The following is a 19,140-nucleotide window of genomic DNA, read 5'->3' as shown; positions in this document are numbered from 1 at the left end:
CCTCGTAGCCCCCGCGCCTGGGCGCGGGGGTTTTACTGGCTACGATCGACGAGGCCGATCAGTAGACGTCGTGCATCGTGTTGTAGACGTTGAACTTGCCGGTCGGAGTGACGATCGCGGGGTCGGTGATCACCTTCTTCACCTTCAGCGTCTTGTCGTCATAGATCACGATCGCCGACTGGTCGGTCTTGCCGCCCCACAGCGAGATCCAGACTTCGTCGCCCGCTTCGTTGTACTCGGGCTGCACGGCACGACGGATCGCCTTGCTCTCGGGCAGGCCTGAATCCTTGGCGACGTCCAGGCGGACCGGCTCCTTCTTCAGGTCGGCCTTATCGAACACGAACACGGCTTCGGCGAGCTCGCGCTCCGGGTTCATCGGCGCGTCGGCCCAGAAGTTCTTCGACTTCGGATGGGTCTTCACGAACAGGTTGCCGGCGCCCGGCATCTTCAGCTCCTGGACGACCTTCCAGTTGTGATCCTTGTACTTGGCGAACTTCGGATCGTCGGAAGCGGTGGAGATGAGCGACACCACGGCGTCACCCAGGTGGCCGGTCGACCACACCGGACCGAATTCCGGATGGACGAAGTTGGCGCCACGACCCGGGTGCGGGATCTTGGCGGTGTCGACCAGGGCGGCGAGCTTGCCCGTCTTGGTGTCGACCGCGGCGACCTTGTTCGACGCGTTGGCCGCGACCATGAAGTAGCGGCCCGATGCATCCCAGCCACCGTCATGGAGGAACTTGGCGGACTCGATCGTGGTGGTCTTCAGGTTCTTGATGTCGGTGTAGTCCACCAACATGATCTGGCCGGTTTCCTTGACGTTCACCACCCATTCCGGCTTGGTCAGCGAGGCCACAATGGAGGCCACGCGCGGCTCGGGGTGGTACTCGCCATCAACGGTGTTGCCACGGGTCGACACGATCTTGATCGGCTCGAGGGTTTCGCCGTCCATGATCGAGTACTGGGGCGGCCAGTAGGTGCCACCAATCAGGTACTTGTCCTCATACCCCTTGAACTTCGAGGTATCGACCGAACGGGCATCCGAACCCAGACGCACGGTGGCGACCGTCTTCGGTTCTTCGTAGAACATGTCGATGATGGTGGTCAGGCCATCGCGGCCGACCGTGTACACATAGCGCCCCGAGGCCGACAGGCGCGAGATGTGCACCGCGTAACCGGTGTCGAGGATCTTCCAGATCTTGTGGGTGTCGCCATCGACCAGGGCCAGCTTGCCCGCGTCGCGCAGGGTGATCGCGAATACGTTCTTGAGGTTGACCTTGTTCATCTGCTTGGTCGGGCGCTCGGCAACCGGAACCAGCAGCTTCCAGCTGTCCTTCATGTCCTTCAGCGAGAACTCGGGCGGGATCGGCGGCTCGTTCTGGATGTAACGCGCCATCAGGTTGATTTCTTCCTTGGTCAGGATGTCATCGTAGTTGACCATGCCGCCTTCGGTGCCGTAGGCGATGATCTTCTCAAGACGATCGGTACCCAGCTTGAGGGTGCCGCCTTCCATCTTCGTGCCATCGGGCATCGTCTTGGTCCAGTGCGGCTCGAGGTTCTTGCCGGTCGCCCCCTTGCGCAGCACGCCATGGCAGCCGGCACAGCGCTCGAAATAGATCTGCTTCGCCTGCTCCTTCTCTTCGGCAGTCATCTGCGGCGCGCTCTGCGCCCAGACGCTACCCATCGCCAGCGGCAGAACCGCCATGGCGAACGTCTTACCGATCAAGCTCTTGTTTTGCATTTCCCTCTCCTTAAGCGACGCGGGATGTGAAACAACACAACACTCAACACTGTGAAGACAGTATGGTTTTTCAGCCTCCTTGCAATCCTTGATCTGAGTTAATTTTCAATATCGGCACTGGGGATAAAGTTCGGTCGAAAGGGCGCTCCTGCCTCAGGGTCTTTCCCATCGATACATTTCTCAGGCGCACCCGCCTTTCCCTTTGATCTGCCGGAGTCACTCCACATGTACGCAGGCACGCTTTCGACCACGCATGCAGCACCTTCGGCCGGCAACACGCGCGCTTTGCGCAGCTTCAGCCTGACTCACCGCAGCCGCGCCCAGGGCAATGATGCGGTGGACAAGCCCTGTCATGCGCTCTCCCCCCGGACGGGAAAGGTCTATCTGGTCGGGGCAGGACCGGGCGATCCCGACCTTCTCACACTCAAGGCTGCCCGGTTGATCTCCAATGCCGAAGCGGTGGTCTACGACCACCTCGTCGGCCCCGCCATCCTGGAGCTTATTCCCCCCCAGGCACGACGCGTGTATGTCGGAAAGGAAGCCGGCAACCACGCTTTGCCCCAGGACGGCATCAATGCCCTGCTGGTAGAGTTCGCACGGGAGGGGCTGCAGGTCGTGCGCCTGAAGGGCGGAGATCCGTTCATTTTCGGACGCGGCGGAGAGGAAATGCAGGCGCTGCAGGCTGCCGGCCTGGGCTGTGAAATCGTGCCCGGCGTCACCGCTGCCGCGGGCGCCGCGGCATCAACCGGCATTCCCCTGACACACCGGGAACATGCGCAAACCTTGGTATTCGCCACCGGCCACCTCAAGGACGGCACGGTCAATCTGGACTGGAACGCACTCGCCCGCCCACAGCAGACAGTGGTGATCTACATGGGATTGGGAGCGTTGGAGATCATCAGCCGCGAATTGATTGCCCACGGCCTGCCTGCGGACACCCCTGCCGCCGTGATCCACGCCGCCACCACGCCGGCGCAGCACGGTGTGCGCAGCACCCTGGCACAGCTGCCCGCCGCCGTGCGTGCAGCCGCAATCCAGGCGCCGGCGTTGATCATGGTCGGAGAGGTCGTCGCCCTGGAATCCGCGGCCCTGCTCCCGGTCTGCAGTACCGTAGCCGCCTGAGCGTCCCCGCCCGCCCGGGCGCGCCGCCCGTCCGCTCAGTCTTCAACAAGAAGATGATGCACGCATACCGCGGTTGCGCGCGGGCGCAACCTGCAGCCGCGCGCCTGCATGTGCGCGCGCGTGAACGCGGCGCCGAACAGCAGGATCAGCGAAGAGTAGTTCACCCACAACAGCAACAGCACCAGCGAGCCGGCTGCGCCGTAGGTCGATGCGGTGGCGGTAGTCGACAGATAGAGCGCGATCAGGGCGCGGCCGATCGCAAACAGCAGTGCGGTGACGAAAGCGCCGAGCAGCACGTCGCGCCATCCCAGGACGACATCGGGCAGAACGCGAAAGATCGTCGCGAACAGCAAGGTCACCACCGCGAGCGAGATCCCCCAGTCCAGCCCCAGCACCACAGGCGCGGGCACCGGCAGCCAGTCTTGGGCGAACGCCACCGCAGCCCGGACCAGCACGCTCAAGGTCAGCGAGACCAGCAGCACGAAGCCGATCGCCAGCACCACCGCGAGCGACAGCAGGCGGGTTTTCAGATGAATGAAAAAGCTGCTGCGGGTGGGCCGGGGCGTGACGCCCCAGATCGCATTGAGCGAATTCTGCATCTGCGAGAACACCGTGGTGGCGCCAAACAGCATCGCCCCGACCCCGGCCAGACTCGGCAGCAACCCGCTGTGCTGGATGCGGCTGTTTTCCACCGCGGTCTGGACCGCGGCGGCGGCTCCGGGGCCGATCGCAGCCTGCAACTGCTCGGCGATCCGCCCCTCCGCCGCGCTTTCGCCCAGCACCAGTCCGACCACGGTGACGGCGACGATCATCACCGGCGCCACCGAGAACACGGTAAAAAAGGCAAGCGCCGCAGCATGCATGAAGACTTGCGCATCGAGCCACACGCGCAAGGATGCGCGCAGGACGCCATACCAGTATTTCACCACCATCCCCCTCCCCGGTCGATGCACGCTCCCGTCCGAGCCGGCAGAATTGCAGAGCGGACTGACGATCGGCGGCGATTTCGAGCCCCCTGCGGTCCGGGCGTCCCCCATCTTCACCCGGCAGGTCGTTCAGTAAGCATGACCTGACGGTATCAGGGGCCGTACTTTGTGAACATTCCGCTGCTACCGTCAACATGCCGTTCGCTAGGCGCGACCGTCGAGGCCAATGCCCCTCACACCAACATCATCAAGTCAACCCGCCGCGATCTCCGCAATCAGAACCTCGGCCGGAATGCCCAGGCCTTGATGCAATCTACGGATCATGCCCAGTGTCAAGGGGCGCTTGTGGTTCAGGACTTCGTAGACACGGTTGCTCCGGCCGATGAACGGCTCCAGATCCTTCACCGAGAGGCCGCCTTGCTCCATCCGGAATTTGATCGCTTCGACCGGATCCAGTGCGCCAATGGGGAAGTGCCTGGCTTCATAGGCTTGCACCAGGGTGGTCAGGATATCCAGGCGGCCTCCCTCCGGGGTGCCCGGATCGGAGTCGGACTCCATCAAGGCCGAAATTTCCTTCAGCGTCGCCTTGTAATCGACTTCGGTGTGAATGGGACGGATGTCCATGTGCTCCTCCATGGCCGTTCAGACCATTTCCGCGGTTTCTGCGTCATCAACTTCGTCGTATTCCTTGTGGGTACCGACGAATTTCACATAGACAACCTGCAGCTTGTAGGCGATGGCCACGATCAACCGGTAGTCGTTGCCTTTGATGTTGAAAACGACGCGCCGGTTCTTGAAGATGCTGGCGCTACCGTACTGCGCATTGATGTCCGATGGCCGGGTCCAGGACGCTTTGGTCACTTCCTCAAACCAAGCCTTCAGAGGCTGCTCGGCGTCCGGATGAAGTTTCCAGAAGTCTCGAAGGGTGGAGACGGCTATCATTCGCATCAGCGGCACTCTGGTTCCATTTTGGGACTATCGCAAGCGGCTTCTACGTTCTAGCCCGGTAGTGCAAACGCATATACTCGACAACCGCTCGCATTGTTGCCAACATCGAACGAAGTTCCCCTTGAATCCAACCCATGCCACTTACGGACACATCGGCCGACCTGTTCCGACACGTCAGTGCGGACAAGGCCGGCATCTACCGCAGCATCATGGCGAGCTTCGCCGCGGCAAAACGCCAGTTCAGGCTCCACATGCGGCCCGACGAGGTGCTGGCCGAAGCCCGGTGGAGCGATGGCGTGCCGAGGCTCGAGGAGGTCCAGGCCGCACTCGCCCAGCTCGCCGAGTGGGGCAACCTCGAGGCGCAACCCGACACCGCGCGCGTCGCCAGCATCAGCGACTTCTATCGCGCCCGCTTCCTCTACCGGTTGTCCCATGGCGGCGAGGCGGTCGAGACCGCGCTCGCAGCCTTCGCCGCGGCGCTCGGCCGGCGGGCCGAACTGCAGACGGTCGCGCTCGAAGACATCGCGAGCCGCCTCAAGACCCTGCTCGCGCTGGCCGGCGCACCCACGCCGGACGCGGCGAAGGTGCACGAAACCCTGCGCGATCTGGTGCGCGTGTTCGAGGGCCTGGCCGACAACGCCCAGGCCTTCATGGCCGGCATGGCGCGCAGCATCGAGCTGCAGCAGGCCGATGCCGCCGCGGTGCTGGCCTACAAGCAGCGGCTGATCGACTACCTCGAACGCTTCATCGGCGACCTCGTCGGGCGCTCCGGCGCGATCGCGCAGCACATCGCGCAGCTCGCTCCGCGCATCGATTCGCTGCTATGGGCGGCCGCGCAGCGCGAGGCGCGCGACGCCGCGCCCGGGGATGAACAAGCGCAGGCCGACGCGCTCGCGCAACGCCAGCAGGCCTGGCGCGAACGCTGGGGAGGTCTGCGCGGCTGGTTCGTCAGCACGCATCATGAACCGCCGCAGGCCGAGGTGCTGCGCTCGAAGGCACGCGCGGCGATCCCGCAGCTGCTGGCCGCGGTCGCGGCGCTCAATGAGCGGCGCAGCGGGCGCAGCGATCGCTCGGCCGACTTCCGCGTGCTCGCCGGCTGGTTCGCGAGCTGCGGCAGCGACGACGACGCGCACCGCCTGGCGCGCACCGCCTTCGCCCTCAATCCGGCCCGCCATTTCTCGCTGAACCCGGGTGCCGGCCATGAGCTGCCGGCCACCACGCCATGGGCCGAGGCGCCGCCGCTCGCCATCCATCCGCGCCTGCGCGAGTACGGCGAGGCCGCCCCGCGGGGCCCCTTGCCCAAGGTGCGCGAGCGCAGCGAGGAGCGCGCCCTGCTCGCGCGCCAGTTGCGGGAGGAACACCTGCAGGTCGAAGCCGCGCGGGCGCGCCTGGCCACCGGTCGAACGACGCGCCTGTCGGAGATCGGCCACCTCGATCCGCACGCCTTCGCGCTGCTCCTGTCGCTGCTCGGCGAGGCGCTGACGGCGCAATCCTCGCCCGATGACGTGGTCGAACGCCAGACCGGCGACGGCCTGCTGCGCATTCGCCTCGAGCCGCTGGAGGCGCACACCCGGGCCGAAGTCGTCACCGATGCCGGCGTCTTTGCCGGCCGCGACCACCGCATCACGATCACCGCCACGCACGCTCCCTGATGAGCACCGACAGCACCGCGATCGGCCAGCAGCAGGCCCTCCATCAACGCGAGGAGTTCACCGCCGCGCTGCGCGCCCTGCTGCTGACCCCACTGATGACGCCGGCACACGCGGAATTCGCCGCCGTGCGCCGCCACGCCGACGCGCTGCGCGAATGGTTCGTCCGCGAGGCCGGCTGGCCCCTGCATATCGAACGCGATGCGGCGCGCCTGTACAAGCGCCCGGCCGATGTGCACGACGCCACCCGCGGGCTGCCCGGCTACGAGCGCCGCCGCTATGTGTTGCTGTGCCTGGCCTGCGCGGTGCTGGAGCGCGCCGACCCGCAGATCACGCTGCGCGTGCTCGGCGACCGGCTGCTCGCCCTCGCCGCGGACCCCGCGCTGGCCGCGCTGGGCTTCAGCTTCACGCTCCAGGCGCAGCACGAGCGGCGGGAACTGGTCGCGGTGTGCCGCACGCTGCTCGAGCTCGGCGTCCTGCATCGCGTGGCCGGTGATGAGGAGGGCTTCGTACACGGCGGCCACGAAGGCTCGGACAGTCTCCATGACGCGCTCTACGACGTGCAACGGCGGGTGCTGGCCGGTGTGCTCGCGGCATCGCGCGGCCCGTCCACCTGGCCCGCGGACGAAGCTCCGGCCACGCTCGAGGCGCGGCTCGCCGCGCTGGTCGCAGAGCCGGTGCCGGACAGCGACGAGGGCCGGCGCACGGCGCTGCGTCACCACCTGGCGCGCCGCCTGCTCGACGATCCGGTGATCTACCTCGACCGCCTCGACGCCGACCAGCGCGCCTACTTCATGAACCAGCGCGGCACGATGGCCACCCGGCTGTGCGACGCCACCGGGCTGGTCGCCGAACAGCGCGCCGAGGGCCTGGCGCTGGCCGACGAGGACGGCGAGCTGACCGACGTGGCGATGCCGACCGAAGGCACCGAAGCGCATGTCACCCTGCTCGTGGCCGAGTTCCTCTCAAGTCGATCGCCGAGCCGCCCCAAGGTCGACCTGGCCCCCGCGGGGGGCGGCTCGAGCGATCCTTCCGAGCCGGGGGCACTGCTCGCCGCGCACACGACCGGCCGCGCGGACACCGACGAAGTCGCCGCATTCATCGCCGGCGCACGCCAGCGCTTCGGCAAGTTCTGGCGCAAATCCGCGCGTGAAGCGGGCTCGGAGCACGAGTTGGCGGCGACCGCGCTCGAACGCCTGCAGCGTCTTCAACTGCTCGAACGCGACGGCGCGGAAGTGCGCCCCTTGCCGGCGCTGGCGCGTTTTGCCGTCGGCGAGGCCGAGCTCAGACCGGCTGCACGTGCCGCCACCGGCACCCTGTTCGACTGAGATGAGTACCCCCACGCTTGCCGCTTCGCGTCCGCGCTGCCCCCCGATGGGGCGCAGTCCGGCTTGGGGCGGCCCGGCGCCGGACTGAGACCCGACCCATGGACACACTGGATACCCTGCTCGACACCCCGTCTGATCTCCCGACGGCCGGCGTTCGCCCTGCACTGCCGCGGCCGACGCTGGCCCGCTGGCAACCCTTGCGCCTCGGCCTCGTCGAGCTGTTCCACTACGACAGCGAGGAATTCTGGTTCCGTGATGGCCACCTGCTGCTGCGTGGCAACAACGGCACCGGCAAGTCCAAGGTGCTGTCGCTGACCCTGCCCTTCCTGTTCGATGCCCAGCTCAAGCCCTCGCGGATCGAACCCGATGGCGACGCCGGCAAGAAGATGGCGTGGAACCTGCTGCTCGGCAAGCTCGACCGCCGCATCGGCTATGCCTGGATCGAGTTCGGCCGCATCACCGACGATGGCGAGCCCGACTATCTGACGCTGGGCTGCGGGCTCTCGGCGGCGGCGGCGCGGGCGCAGGTCGATGCGTGGTACTTCGTCCTCGAAAAGCGCCGCATCGGCGAAGACCTGTGGCTCACCAGCTCGGCGCGCAACGTACTCACCCGCGAGCGACTGAAAGAAGCATTGCACGAGCACGGCCAGGTCTTCGACACCGCCGCCTACCGCCGCGCGGTCGACGAGCGCCTGTTCCAGCTCGGCACCGTGCGGTATGCGGCCCTGATGGACACACTGGTCCAGTTGCGCCAGCCGCAACTGTCCAAGAAACCCGACGAAGGCAACCTCTCCGACGCGCTGACCGAGGCGCTGCCGCCGCTGTCGGCCGAGCTGCTGACCGACGTCGCCGACGCGCTCAACCAGCTCGAGGAGTACCGCCGCGAGCTGCAGGATTACGAAGCGCTGGCGAAGGCCGTCGGCCAGTTCACCCAGCGCTACCAACGTTACGCCGCGATCAACGCGCGGCGGCAGGCCCGTGGCCTGCGCAGCGCACAGAGCGGCCATGACACCGCCAGCCGCAGCCTCAACGAGGCCCGCACTGCCTGGCAGGCCGCGCAGCACGCCGCGGAGGAGGCGAAGGGCCGCCTCAATGCCGCCGACGCCGCCTTGCTCGCCGCCCGCACCCGGCTCGACCAGTTGCAGTCCGACCCGGCGATGAAGGACGCGAATCGCCTCGCCCAGGTCGAACGCGACGCCGAGTCGCGGGCCGCCGACCTCGCCGACGCCACGCGCATGAATGCCGAGGCGGCCGCCCGCCTCGCGCGCGAGCAGCGGGCGCTCGACGAATGCGGCACGCGCCGCTCACAGGCCGAAGAGTCGCTCGCCACGGCACGCGAGGGCGTCGCCGCGGCGGCGCTGGCCAGCGGCATCGGCGAGCCGTGGCGAGTCAGTCCGCTGGCGGCGCTCCCGGCCGCCGAGCTGGCGACGCTCGGCGACCTGCCCCTCGACACCGCCCGCAAGGACCTGCGCCAGGCAACGCTCATTCGACGCGAACAGCTCGCCCTGGTACAGCGCCGCGTGCGCGAGGTGGCGCAGGCCGAGGCCACCCACGCAAGCCGGCAACAGGCCCGCGACGAACGACTGGACGAAGCCGAAGCCGCCGCCACCCGCCGCAGCGCGGCCGACGCCGCGGTCGAGGCCGAAGGCAACCACGTCGTCGAGGCCTGGCAGCAGCACTTCGCGAACCTGCAGGTGCTGCAGGTGGCTGAGCCGCCGCTGCCCGCGCTGGCCTCGTGGGTCGCCAACCTGCAAGGTGACAACCCGGCCCGTGCCGCCTTGTCGTCCGCCCAGCAGCGCGCCGCCGACGACCTGGCGCAGCAGCGCGCCGGGCATCTCGCCGCACAGAAAATCCTGCACGACGAGCAGGCGACGCTGCGCGCCGAGCACGAGCGGCTCGCGCAGGGCGAAGACGCCGCCCCGCCGCCGCCCCACACCCGCGACGCCGAGGCCAGACGGCAACGTGCCGGTGCGCCGCTGTGGCAGCTGGTCGATTTTCGCGAGCACGTCGACGCCGTCCAACGTGCCGGCCTCGAAGCCGCGCTCGAGGCGGCGGGACTCCTCGACGCCTGGGTCACCCCCGATGGCCGCCTACTGGCAGCCGACGGTGGTTCGCCCCTGCACGATACCCAATGGATCGAACGGCCACGCCAGGGCGCCTCGCTCGCCGCTTGGCTCACCCCATCCGCCGCCGCGGCCACGCCCGCCATCGACGCCGCGCTGCTGACGCGCCTGCTCGAAGGCATCGCCTGCTCCGCGCACGACGACAGCCGCGCCGAAGGCTGGATCGCACCCGACGGCCGCTTTCGCCTCGGCGCCCTGGCCGGGAGCTGGAGCAAGGCGCAGGCCACCTACATCGGCTACGCCGCCCGCGCCGCCGCGCGTGCGCGACGGCTCGCCGAGATCGACCTTCGGCTGCGCGAGATCGCCGAGGCATCACGCCGGATCGCCGACGCGCGGACCGAGCTCGCGCGGCAGCAGGAGCGGGCGGCCACCGAATGGCAGGGTGCACCGTCCGACGAGAGCCTGCGCGCCGCCCACGCCGACGCCGCCGCCCGCGAGCGCGAGTTCCAGACTGCGAAGAGCCGCCTCGACGAAGCCGACCGCCAGCTGCGCGCAGCCATCGACGCCTTACAAAGCCGCCGCGATGCGCTGGCAGCCGACGCGGCCGACCTGCGCCTGCCCACCGATGCCGCGGCGCTGGAAGCCGTCGGCGCCGCACTGCTGCACTTCGGCGAGACCCTGCATGCGCTTTTCCAGGCCGTGCACGAACTGCGCCTGGCGGCAACCGAACTGGCCCGCCAGCAAGAGCGCACACAGGAAACCGAGGCCGACGCACGCCAGCGCGCCGAGCAGCTCGCCGAGCGCCGCCGGCAGGCCGAGGAGGCGCAGGTGCGGCTCGCCACCTTGCGCGAATCGATCGGCGCCCGGGTCGATGAGCTGCAACGGCGGCTGCGCGAGGCGCGCACTGCCGTGAGCGACGGCGAGCGCCGCTTGAAGGCCGAAGGCGAAGCCCTGCGCAGCGCCGGCGAGGCACGCGCCCGCGGCGAGCAGAAGGTGTTCGACGCCGACGCCACCTTGCAGGAACGCGCCGAGGCCCGCCAACGCGCCATCACCCAGCTGCAGGGCTTCGCCGCCACCGGCCTGCTCTCCGCCGCGCTGCCCGAGGCCGAACTGCCCGATCTGCGTGCGCCGTGGACGATCGAGCCGGCGCTCACGCTGGCCCGCCGCACCGAGCAGGCCCTGGCACAGGTGGTGGACGACGATGAAGCCTGGACGCGCATCCAGAGCCAGATCTCGCACGACTACGGCGAGCTCGGGCGCGCGCTGACCGCGCTCGGCCAACAGGCCCAGGCCGACACCAGTGACTACGGCATGGTCGTCAGCGTCATCTACCAGAACCGTCCGGAGCGCCCCGACCAGCTCACTGCCCGACTGGCTGCCGAGATCGCCCAGCGCCGCGAGCTGTTGACCGCGCGCGAGCGCACCCTGCTCGAGAACCACCTCCAGGCCGAGATCGCCGCCGAGATCCAGCGGCTCCTGCAGGCAGCCGAGCGGCAGGTCGATGCGATCAACAAGGAGCTCTCCAGGCGCCCGACGTCCACCGGGGTCAAGTTCCGCCTCTTGTGGCAACCGCTACCCGAGGGCGGCGAAGGTGCACCGGTGGGCCTGGAGGCCGCCCGCAAGCGCCTGCTCAACACCAGCACCGACCTGTGGTCGGCCGAGGACCGGCGGGTGGTCGGCGAGATGCTGCACCAGCGCATCGCCGCCGAACGCCTGAAGGCCGACGCGGTCGGCGGCAGCCTGCTCGAGCAACTCGCCCAGGCGCTCGACTACCGGCGCTGGCATCGCTTCCGCGTCCAGCGCTGGCAGGACGGGCAGTGGCGTCCGCTCTCCGGCCCGGCCTCGAGCGGCGAACGCGCGCTCGGCCTGACGGTGCCGCTCTTCGCCGCCGTGTCGAGCTTCTACAGCCAGGCCAGCTACGCCTTTGCGCCCCGCCTGGTGCTGCTCGACGAAGCCTTTGCGGGCATTGACGATGCCGCCCGCGCCCATTGCATGGGCCTGATCCGCGAGTTCGACCTCGATTTCGTCATCACCAGCGAGCGTGAATGGGCCTGTTATGCCGAGCTGCCCGGCGTCGCGATCTGCCAGTTGCAGCGGCGCGAGAGCATTGACGCGGTGCATGTGTCGCGCTGGACCTGGGATGGCCGGGCGCGCCGGCACGAGGACGACCCGGATCGACGCTTTCCACCTGAATGACGATGGATGCCCGCCTGCAACGACTGCTGGGCGGCGAAGCCCTGGCTGGGCTGCGCAAGCGGCTGCGCCAACGCTATGAGCGCGGCGCACCGGCCGACGTTCTACGTCTGGGCTCGCTGAACGAAGCCGAGCATGCCGCCCTCGCGGCGCTCTCCGGCCGACCGGCGCGCCACGTGCGGTCGATGCAGATCGACGTGGCAGAGATCGACGCAGCCCTCACCCGGGCGGGTCTTGCCTCGTCCTTGCGCGATGCGCTCGAGCAGTTCGACGGACCAATCATCGACACGACCGCCCAACGCCTGCAGATTCGCTCGCAATGGCAACAGCTGGTCGAAGAGTGCGAACACCCCGGCCTGCGTTCGGCGCTTCAGACATCCGCCGGGCTCGGGCTTTTGAAGCGCTTGTGTGGCAGCCGGCCCGAGGCCGGCACTCGCCTCATGCGCGACGCCGATCGGGTGCTGCGACGGCTGCCCGCAGCAGGCATCCCGCGCGCGCAACTGGCCGTGGCCACGCTCGGTGATGCGCACGCGCTCGACAGCGGCAGCCCGGTCGCCACGCTGGTCCTCTCGGCCCTGCGCCATGGGGCCGCGCCTGACGATGACGCCGACCGGGTACGGGACCTCTGGGCCGCGGCCGGCGTGCTGGTTAATGAGCTGGCGCGGCCTGCGCTGACCCTCAACCTTCCCGGGCCGACGGGGGCCGAACCGGGCGAACCGGCCTATTTCTCGCTACGCAGCCTGGTACGATCGCCGCCGGCCTGGGCCGTCGTGGGCCGCCCGGTCTTCGTGTGCGAGAACCCGAACCTGCTCGCGATCGCCGCCGACCAGCTGGGGCCGAACTGTGCACCGCTGGTGTGCACCGACGGCATGCCGGCCGCAGCCCAGCGCGTCCTGCTCACCCAATTGCGTGCCGCCGGAGCGATGCTGCAATACCATGGCGACTTCGACTGGCCGGGCCTGCGCATTGGCAACCAGATGGTCCGTGAGCACGACGCCCGGCCGTGGCGCTTCTCGACAGCCGACTATCGCGCCGCCGTCATCGGCGCACCGCGTCCGGGTCGCCCCCTCGACGATGCCGCCGTCAGCGCGCTGTGGGACGACACCCTCGCCGGCGCGATGCTCGCAGAACGGCTGGCGATCGAAGAAGAAGGGCTCGCCGACGTGCTGCTCGATGACCTGCGCACCTGATCAAGCCGATACACGCCGGCTTGATCCATGGAGAGCAGCCGACTTTCCGGGGTGTCCAGTTCGTCGACCTCACTCACCCCTTCCCCCGCAACGCGTCCGCCAGCACCGAAAACGCATCGGCCAGTCGTCGTGCCGTTTCGGGTGGCGGTAGCGGCAGCTTGAGATTGCGCACGCCGGTCGCCGGATCCCGCTCGATCCACGGATGCGCCGATGCGGCCGGGGCGTTCGCCGCCACCAATGCGGAAACCAATTGCGTGCCAAGTTGCGCCAAAGCCCGCCAGGGATCGGCGTCCATTTGCGGCGGCGCCGTCCCGTCAGCGCCGACGCCTGTCTCCACTTCGCCTGCGATCACCACCTCGGACTCCGCCGGAACCGCCGCACCCGCCCCCACCACCTCTTCGGCCGGCGTCATGGCCTCGCCCTCGCCCACATGGCCGGTGACGTTCTCGACCTCCTTCATGAAGCGGTTCAGACGCGAGCCGCCCAGCGCGACCTCGCCTGTGCCGCCGTCGAGGATGCCCGCCGCCAGCGAGCGCTTGAAGGCCAGCACCGACAGCATGCCCTCCTCGATCGTGCCCTTGGCGACGAAATTGATGATCTGCACCGGCCGTTTCTGGCCCATCCGGTGGATCCGCGCGATGCGCTGCTCGAGCAGCGCCGGATTCCACGGCAGATCCATGTTCACCAGGATCGAGGCGTGTTGCAGGTTGAGCCCGGTGGCGCCGGCGTCGGTGGAGAGGAACACCCGGCACGCGGGATCGTCGCGGAAACGCTCCACCAGCGCCAGCCGCTTCTCCGAGGGCACCCCGCCGTGGAAGCTGACATAGCCCAGCCCACGTGCTTCGAGCCGGCGGATCACGATGTCGTGGGTCCGCGTCCACTGGCTGAACACCACCGCCTTGGCCCCGGATTGCTCGAACAGGCCGTCGAACAGCGCCGCCAGTTCATCCGCCTTGACGCCGTGGTCGCTCTCCTGGTCGAGCAGGTAGGTGCTGTTGCACGCCATGCGCATGTTCTGCAAGGCGCAGGTCAGCCGTCGCTGGTCCTTGTCGGAGAGGAACTTCGTCTTGCGCCAGCGCTGCACGATTTTGGTCACGACGTCGGCGTTTTCCTGGTGGTAGACCATCTGCGCTTCCGTCATCGGCACCAGCAGATTCTGATCGGTGCGCTCCGGCAGCTGCATCAGGACTTCGGATTTACGGCGGCGGATCATGATCGGCGCCAGCGTCTGGCCGATCTTGTCCAGCCCGGTATAGCCGGTGACACGCCCGCCTTCGTCCTTGACCTGATGCTCGTGCAGCAGCTTCCAGGTCGGCCCCAGGCGGTGCTGGTCGACAAACTGGACGATGGAGATGAGTTCCTCCAGCTTGTTTTCCAGCGGCGTGCCGGTGAGCACCACGGCGTAGGGGCTGTCGATGCGCTTCAGCGCGCGGGCGGCGATGGTGTTCCAGTTCTTGACCCGCTGCGCCTCGTCGACGATCACCAGCTCCGGCCCCCAGGCGGCGATCAGATCGAGGTCGGGCTGAAGCTTTTCATAGTTGGTGATCTTGCAGAACTCGTCCAGCGCATAGTCCTTCTGTCGCTGCGCGCGCCCGCCCGATATGACCCGTGAATCGCGCCCGGCAAAGCGCGCGATCTCGCTTTGCCACTGGTACTTGAGCGAGGTCGGGCAGATCACCAGCACCTTCGACACGCCGAAATGCCGCGCCAGAATCTCGGCCGCGGCGATCGCCTGGATGGTCTTGCCCAGGCCCATCTCGTCACCGATCAGAGCCCTGCCCGCCCGCACCGCGAACAAGGCGCCTTCGGCCTGGTACGGGTAGAGCGGCACCTTGAGCAGCTTGTTCAGCTGCGGATCGTCGCTGCCGTCGCGAAAGAGTTCGTCCAATGCCTTCCCGCGCCGCTCGGCATCGCGCCGGCCGGCGATGAAATCGAGGGCATCATCATAGGCGCGCAGCTCGTGGCCGCTCTTGGCCACGGCGGCGACGAAACGCTCCAGCGCACCAAACTTTTCCGGCGGCAGCATCCCGTCGCGCACCATGTCGAACAACCGCCCGGCCGCCTTCGAGATGGCCGGCGGGCAATCCGTGCCGGAGCGAAAATGGATCGCGCGTCCACCGTCGTTGCGCAGGTACAACTCCGAGAACGGCGGCTGGTAGCCGCGCGCGAAGGCCGCTTTGGCGCCGCGTTTCTTCTCGAGTTTCGCGAGCACGAACTCGATGTGCTTGCACGTGCCCAGCTCGTTGGTCGCATAGTCCGGGCAGGCGCAATAGTTGTCGCCGGGCAGTTTGCCGCGAATCGCTACGCGATAGCTGCTCTTCGACTGCGGGTTGCTGACGCGGAACTCGGAAAAGAACGGCTCCGCGCCGATATTCTCCAGTCCGAATCCCTGCTCGCGGCCAAACTGGCGGCGCAGCCGCTGCTGCCATTCAATGGCGGAGATTTCCGGCGGGAGCTGAGTCCGGGAAAGTTTCGGTTCCTTGGGTGGGGTTGTTCTGGTGCCGCCCGGCTTTCTCGATTTGTTCATGCGCGACGACCTCTTTCAGCAACGTGTCCGGCCAAACCGCTAACAGCTGCCCGCCGAAGCCGCGCGGGGAATCAACTACGGCCGATCATTTGAATGGCAGCAGCATGTCCGGAATGTGTAGATGTTTTCCGGACATGGCGCTCGCGAGCACCTCTGCAGCATGTGAGCAAACGTCATACCAGAGAGGTGCTGGTTCGCCACCAATGGCGGCACCACGGTTACTCTCAGCGGGTGCCTTACCAAAGTGGACTTCGCTACCGATGCCGGTACCGTTACTTCTTCTGAGCGGGACTTTCCATATAAACCTTGCTTGTTGATGATTACGCAGGAATCATTCAAAAACAAACACAAGCAATTGATTTATAATAAATTTGCTCTACTTCTACTCCCACTCGATCATTTCCGAGGGCCCGAAACCCGCGTGAAATCTGGCTTCTCGCTCACCCATCCAATCGTCTACCGTCATTTCTGCCGTCGAAGTAAAGGCCCGCTTGCGACCAGGAAAGGAAAGTTCCAACTGACAAAGGCCGAGGACTGAACGGCTCGTGGCATCGAACTGCATCGACGGTCTCTGCGGCATCGGCACAATGGTGACTCACGCTGCGGCGGGGTGGAAAACCCGGATGCGCGGCATGATCTTGTCTCGAAGCTCACGCACCGCGATCCGCACGTCGTACTCCGCCTGGAGGTTCATCCAGAATCGCGGCTCCATGCCAAAGTACAAGCCGAGGCGCAGAGCGGTGTTGGCCGTGATCGGCCGGCGGCCGTGGACAAGCTCGCTGATCCGGCTCGGAGAAACGTCGATGTCGGCCGCAAGCTGACGGGCCGTGATGCCCATCGGCTTCATGAATTCCTCCAGCAGGATTTCGCCGGGGTGGATTTCGTCAAGCAATTTCGCCATGTTCCGCTCCTAGTGGTAGTCCACGATCTCGACCTGGTGCGCGCCGTCCTTGCGCCAGACGAAGCACACGCGCCACTGATCGTTGATCCGGATGCTGTGCTGCCCCTTGCGGTCGCCCTTGAGGGCTTCGAGCTGGTTGCCCGGAGGAATCCTCAAGCTCGCCAGTTCGGTGGCCGCATGCAGTTGGAGCAGCTTACGCCTCGCCACCCGCTCGATGTTCTTGAACCGGGCCACCACTTGGCTGTGGAAAAGTGCCTCGGTGTCGGGACATGCGAACGAGTGGATCATGCACAATAATGTTCCGTGTTACAGAACCTGTCAAGCGGAACAATCTGACCTCCTGCGGCCTGTCCTTCAGCCAATCCAGGTTTAGATCGAACGCGATCGGCAGCGGAACGTTGAGACGGAAACGTCCCTTGGTTTCGGGCAGGGTTTCCAGGCGCCGGTAGAGAAACGCTTCGGATGCACTGCGCGCCCGGTCTGCTCCCTCGGCTTCCGAAGGCACCGTCCGCGCCGCGTGGAGAAACAGGCTTGCCAGCGGAAAGTCGACGCCGTCGCGGACGAGCCTCTTTACGCTGCCCGAGTAGTCGCGTTTCCAGAGCGGATCGGAAGGAAGCGGCACATCGGCAGGCCATCCCAGGATGGCGCTCGCCGGCAAGCGAACCGTGTAGCCGATCGCCTCGTAGCAGCGGCAACGCCGGTCGAACATCCGCGCCAGCATGGGTACGTGGAGATCTGCGTAGTCGTAGATGCGCACCTCGCGCTTGCCGTCGTAAAGCCGGTGCAGCCGGCCGGCATACTGGGCGACGGTGCCGCGCCATGACACCGGAAGCGTCAGAAACAACGTGTCCAGGCGCGGATCGTCGAATCCTTCCCCCACGTATTTTCCCGTTGCCAGGATGACCCTGCCCTCCTCGGGTGGAATGGCCGCCAGCCGGTCGGCGATCGCTTGCCGCTGCTTCCTTCCCATCCCCGCACGCAGCGCCACCAGATGAGGGATGCTCGGCGCGAGGCCCTGCTCGAGGCGTTCGAGGTGATCGTTGCGCTCCGTCAGCACGAGGGGCGAGCGGCCGCCGCGCACCGACTCGGTGACGTCCTCGCAGATGCGACGGCTGCGGCGCTCGTCATCGATCAGTTGCTGGTACAGGGACTGGAACTCGACGCGCTTGTCGGGGACGGCTTCCCTGGTTGGCTGGAATGCCGTCGGTTGCACGATGACGAAATGGTCGAACGGCCGCCTCGCCGCCTGCGTTTTCGCATCCACGCGATGGCGAACCGGCCCGCATTGCATGAAGATGATCGGATGGTGGCCGTCCTTGCGGGCAACGGTCGCCGACAACCCCAGGACATATCGCGCCTTGACCTGGCGCGCCACCTGCTCGAAGCCCGGCGCCGACAGGTGATGGCACTCGTCGATGATCACGTGGCCATACTCGCCCACGCGATCGTCGACGACACCTTCCCTGACGAGGCTCTGAATGATGGCCACGTCGATCTGCCCGTTCGGTCGGCTTCGTCCCCCGCCAATGCGGCCGATCGCCTTCGCCGGCACGCCGAGGAACGTCGAGAGCCGTTCGATCCACTGGTCGAGCAGTTGCCGTCGATGCACGAGCACGAGCGTGTTGACGCTGCGTCTTGCGATGAGCCAGGCCGCGACCACGGTTTTTCCGAACGCTGTCGTAGCGGCCAGCACGCCGGTGTCGTGCGCCAGCAGCGCCTCTGCTGCCGTCTCTTGCTCGGGTCGGAGCTCGCCCTCGAAGCGGACCTGCAGAGGCCGTCCCGCGTGGCGCTCGTCGCGCATGGCAATTCGAATGCGCAGATCGGTCAGCGTCGCGCAGACATCGTCGAGACAGCCTCGCGGCAAACCGATGTGATGCGGATGATCTTCGGCACAGGCGATGACGCGCGGCTTGCCGTAGGTGGACAGGCGCATGGCCTGCGCTTTGTAGAACTCCGGATTCTGAAACGCCGCCAGGCGAAGCAGCCGGTTCCGGAGCGCCGGATGCAGCCCTTCCTTGGCGATGTAGATCTGATTGCCGAGCACCAGCTCCAGCACCTCCGGTAGCTCACCCACGATCGGCGCTTCCCTGCTACGGCGCGATGGCGGTGCTGTCCACGGTGCTTCTTCGTCGTCCGGTGGCGGTAGACGCGCACCGAGGACGCGGCCGCGGCGCTCCGCGTCCTGGACTATGCCTTCGACTTGAGCCCGGCCGATCCTCCGCGCGCTGGCAAGAAACGCCCACTGGTCCGCCCAAGGCTCGTAAGCGCTCCACGAACCCCATTCTTCCCCGTCTCGCTACGCTGTGATCAACTCCTCAGCCTTGAGATTCCAGGGCAGGAGGGCCTCGAAGTGTTCGACGGTGGTGGCGGTGGGCAAGGCGCGCAGCACGTGGCGCAGCCACAGATACGGCTCGACGTTGTTGGCTTTGGCGGTCTCGATCAGGGAGTAGATGAGCACGCTGGCACGCGCGCCGGCCTGGGTGTCCGAGAAGAGCCAAGCCTTGATGTTATGCCAACCTTTGCATAAGAGGAATTATGCGCGGCCCTCGATT

13 protein-coding genes and 1 pseudogene are annotated in these 19,140 nt (G+C 67.0%); 5 read left to right on the top strand and 9 right to left on the bottom strand.

Translation table 11 applies throughout. From position 1 onward, the window contains the following. Positions 1 to 58 precede the first annotated feature (58 nt). Entirely contained in the window at positions 59 to 1,741 is a 1,683-nt protein-coding gene (locus Tchl_RS13000) for a nitrite reductase (protein WP_075148778.1), read from the bottom strand. A gap of 225 nt (positions 1,742 to 1,966) precedes the next feature. Between Tchl_RS13000 and cobA the strand changes: the two genes are divergently transcribed. Further along, positions 1,967 to 2,863 (top strand): uroporphyrinogen-III C-methyltransferase, encoded by an 897-nt coding sequence (gene cobA / locus Tchl_RS12995; RefSeq protein ID WP_075148777.1) that lies wholly within the window; start codon positions 1,967 to 1,969, stop codon positions 2,861 to 2,863. 35 nt (positions 2,864 to 2,898) lie between these two features. Here cobA and Tchl_RS12990 read toward each other — a convergent pair whose 3' ends face one another. The 3 genes from Tchl_RS12990 to Tchl_RS12980 form a co-directional block, all read right to left on the bottom strand. Further along, positions 2,899 to 3,795 (bottom strand): YihY/virulence factor BrkB family protein, encoded by an 897-nt coding sequence (locus Tchl_RS12990; RefSeq protein ID WP_075148776.1) that lies wholly within the window; start codon positions 3,793 to 3,795, stop codon positions 2,899 to 2,901. A gap of 246 nt (positions 3,796 to 4,041) precedes the next feature. After that, positions 4,042 to 4,413 carry a helix-turn-helix domain-containing protein gene (locus tag Tchl_RS12985; protein WP_075148775.1) on the bottom strand — a complete coding sequence of 124 codons (372 nt, stop codon included), beginning with the start codon at positions 4,411 to 4,413 and terminating at the stop codon, positions 4,042 to 4,044. An 18-nt stretch (positions 4,414 to 4,431) separates the two neighbouring features. After that, positions 4,432 to 4,737, bottom strand: coding sequence for a type II toxin-antitoxin system HigB family toxin (locus Tchl_RS12980; protein WP_075148774.1), 306 nt, complete (start codon positions 4,735 to 4,737; stop codon positions 4,432 to 4,434). A 134-nt stretch (positions 4,738 to 4,871) separates the two neighbouring features. Here Tchl_RS12980 and Tchl_RS12975 point away from each other — a divergent pair, with 134 nt between their 5' ends. From Tchl_RS12975 to Tchl_RS12960, 4 genes are all read left to right on the top strand, one after another. Beyond that, entirely contained in the window at positions 4,872 to 6,389 is a 1,518-nt protein-coding gene (locus tag Tchl_RS12975) for a TIGR02677 family protein (RefSeq protein WP_075148773.1), read from the top strand. After that, on the top strand, positions 6,389 to 7,714 hold the full coding sequence (locus Tchl_RS12970) for a TIGR02678 family protein (RefSeq protein ID WP_075148772.1): 1,326 nt from the start codon (positions 6,389 to 6,391) through the stop codon (positions 7,712 to 7,714). Before Tchl_RS12975 ends, Tchl_RS12970 begins: the two co-directional genes overlap by 1 nt. Before the next feature lie 98 nt (positions 7,715 to 7,812). Further along, the gene (locus Tchl_RS12965; RefSeq protein WP_075148771.1) at positions 7,813 to 11,973 is read left to right on the top strand and encodes a TIGR02680 family protein; all 4,161 of its coding nucleotides are present in this window, start codon (positions 7,813 to 7,815) and stop codon (positions 11,971 to 11,973) included. A gap of 2 nt (positions 11,974 to 11,975) precedes the next feature. After that, positions 11,976 to 13,160 carry a TIGR02679 family protein gene (locus tag Tchl_RS12960; RefSeq protein WP_232311588.1) on the top strand — a complete coding sequence of 395 codons (1,185 nt, stop codon included), beginning with the start codon at positions 11,976 to 11,978 and terminating at the stop codon, positions 13,158 to 13,160. A 73-nt stretch (positions 13,161 to 13,233) separates the two neighbouring features. On the opposite strand, the gene Tchl_RS12955 is transcribed toward Tchl_RS12960, so the two are convergent. The 5 genes and pseudogenes from Tchl_RS12955 to Tchl_RS12935 all read right to left on the bottom strand — a co-directional run. Next, positions 13,234 to 15,687: a DEAD/DEAH box helicase gene (locus tag Tchl_RS12955; RefSeq protein WP_075148769.1), complete on the bottom strand. Its 2,454-nt coding sequence runs from the start codon at positions 15,685 to 15,687 to the stop codon at positions 13,234 to 13,236. Positions 15,688 to 16,282: 595 nt separating this feature from the next. After that, complete coding sequence (locus Tchl_RS12950) at positions 16,283 to 16,588, bottom strand: HigA family addiction module antitoxin (protein WP_075148768.1); 306 nt, start codon at positions 16,586 to 16,588, stop codon at positions 16,283 to 16,285. Between the two features lie 9 nt (positions 16,589 to 16,597). Then, positions 16,598 to 16,795: a type II toxin-antitoxin system RelE/ParE family toxin gene (locus Tchl_RS12945; RefSeq protein ID WP_269745422.1), complete on the bottom strand. Its 198-nt coding sequence runs from the start codon at positions 16,793 to 16,795 to the stop codon at positions 16,598 to 16,600. After that, a complete protein-coding gene (locus tag Tchl_RS12940) occupies positions 16,782 to 18,662 on the bottom strand; it encodes a DEAD/DEAH box helicase (RefSeq protein WP_198158954.1) in 1,881 nt (626 codons plus the stop codon). The genes Tchl_RS12945 and Tchl_RS12940 overlap by 14 nt, the downstream gene beginning before the upstream one ends. 222 nt (positions 18,663 to 18,884) lie before the next feature. Then, a pseudogene (locus Tchl_RS12935) lies at positions 18,885 to 19,091 on the bottom strand (transposase domain-containing protein); the annotation flags it as partial. Positions 19,092 to 19,140: the final 49 nt, after the last annotated feature.

Origin of the sequence: Thauera chlorobenzoica (assembly GCF_001922305.1) — a bacterium.
Lineage (GTDB): Bacteria > Pseudomonadota > Gammaproteobacteria > Burkholderiales > Rhodocyclaceae > Thauera > Thauera chlorobenzoica.
Note: the sequence above shows the minus strand (reverse complement) of the source record. Positions and strands in the feature narration are given on the sequence as shown.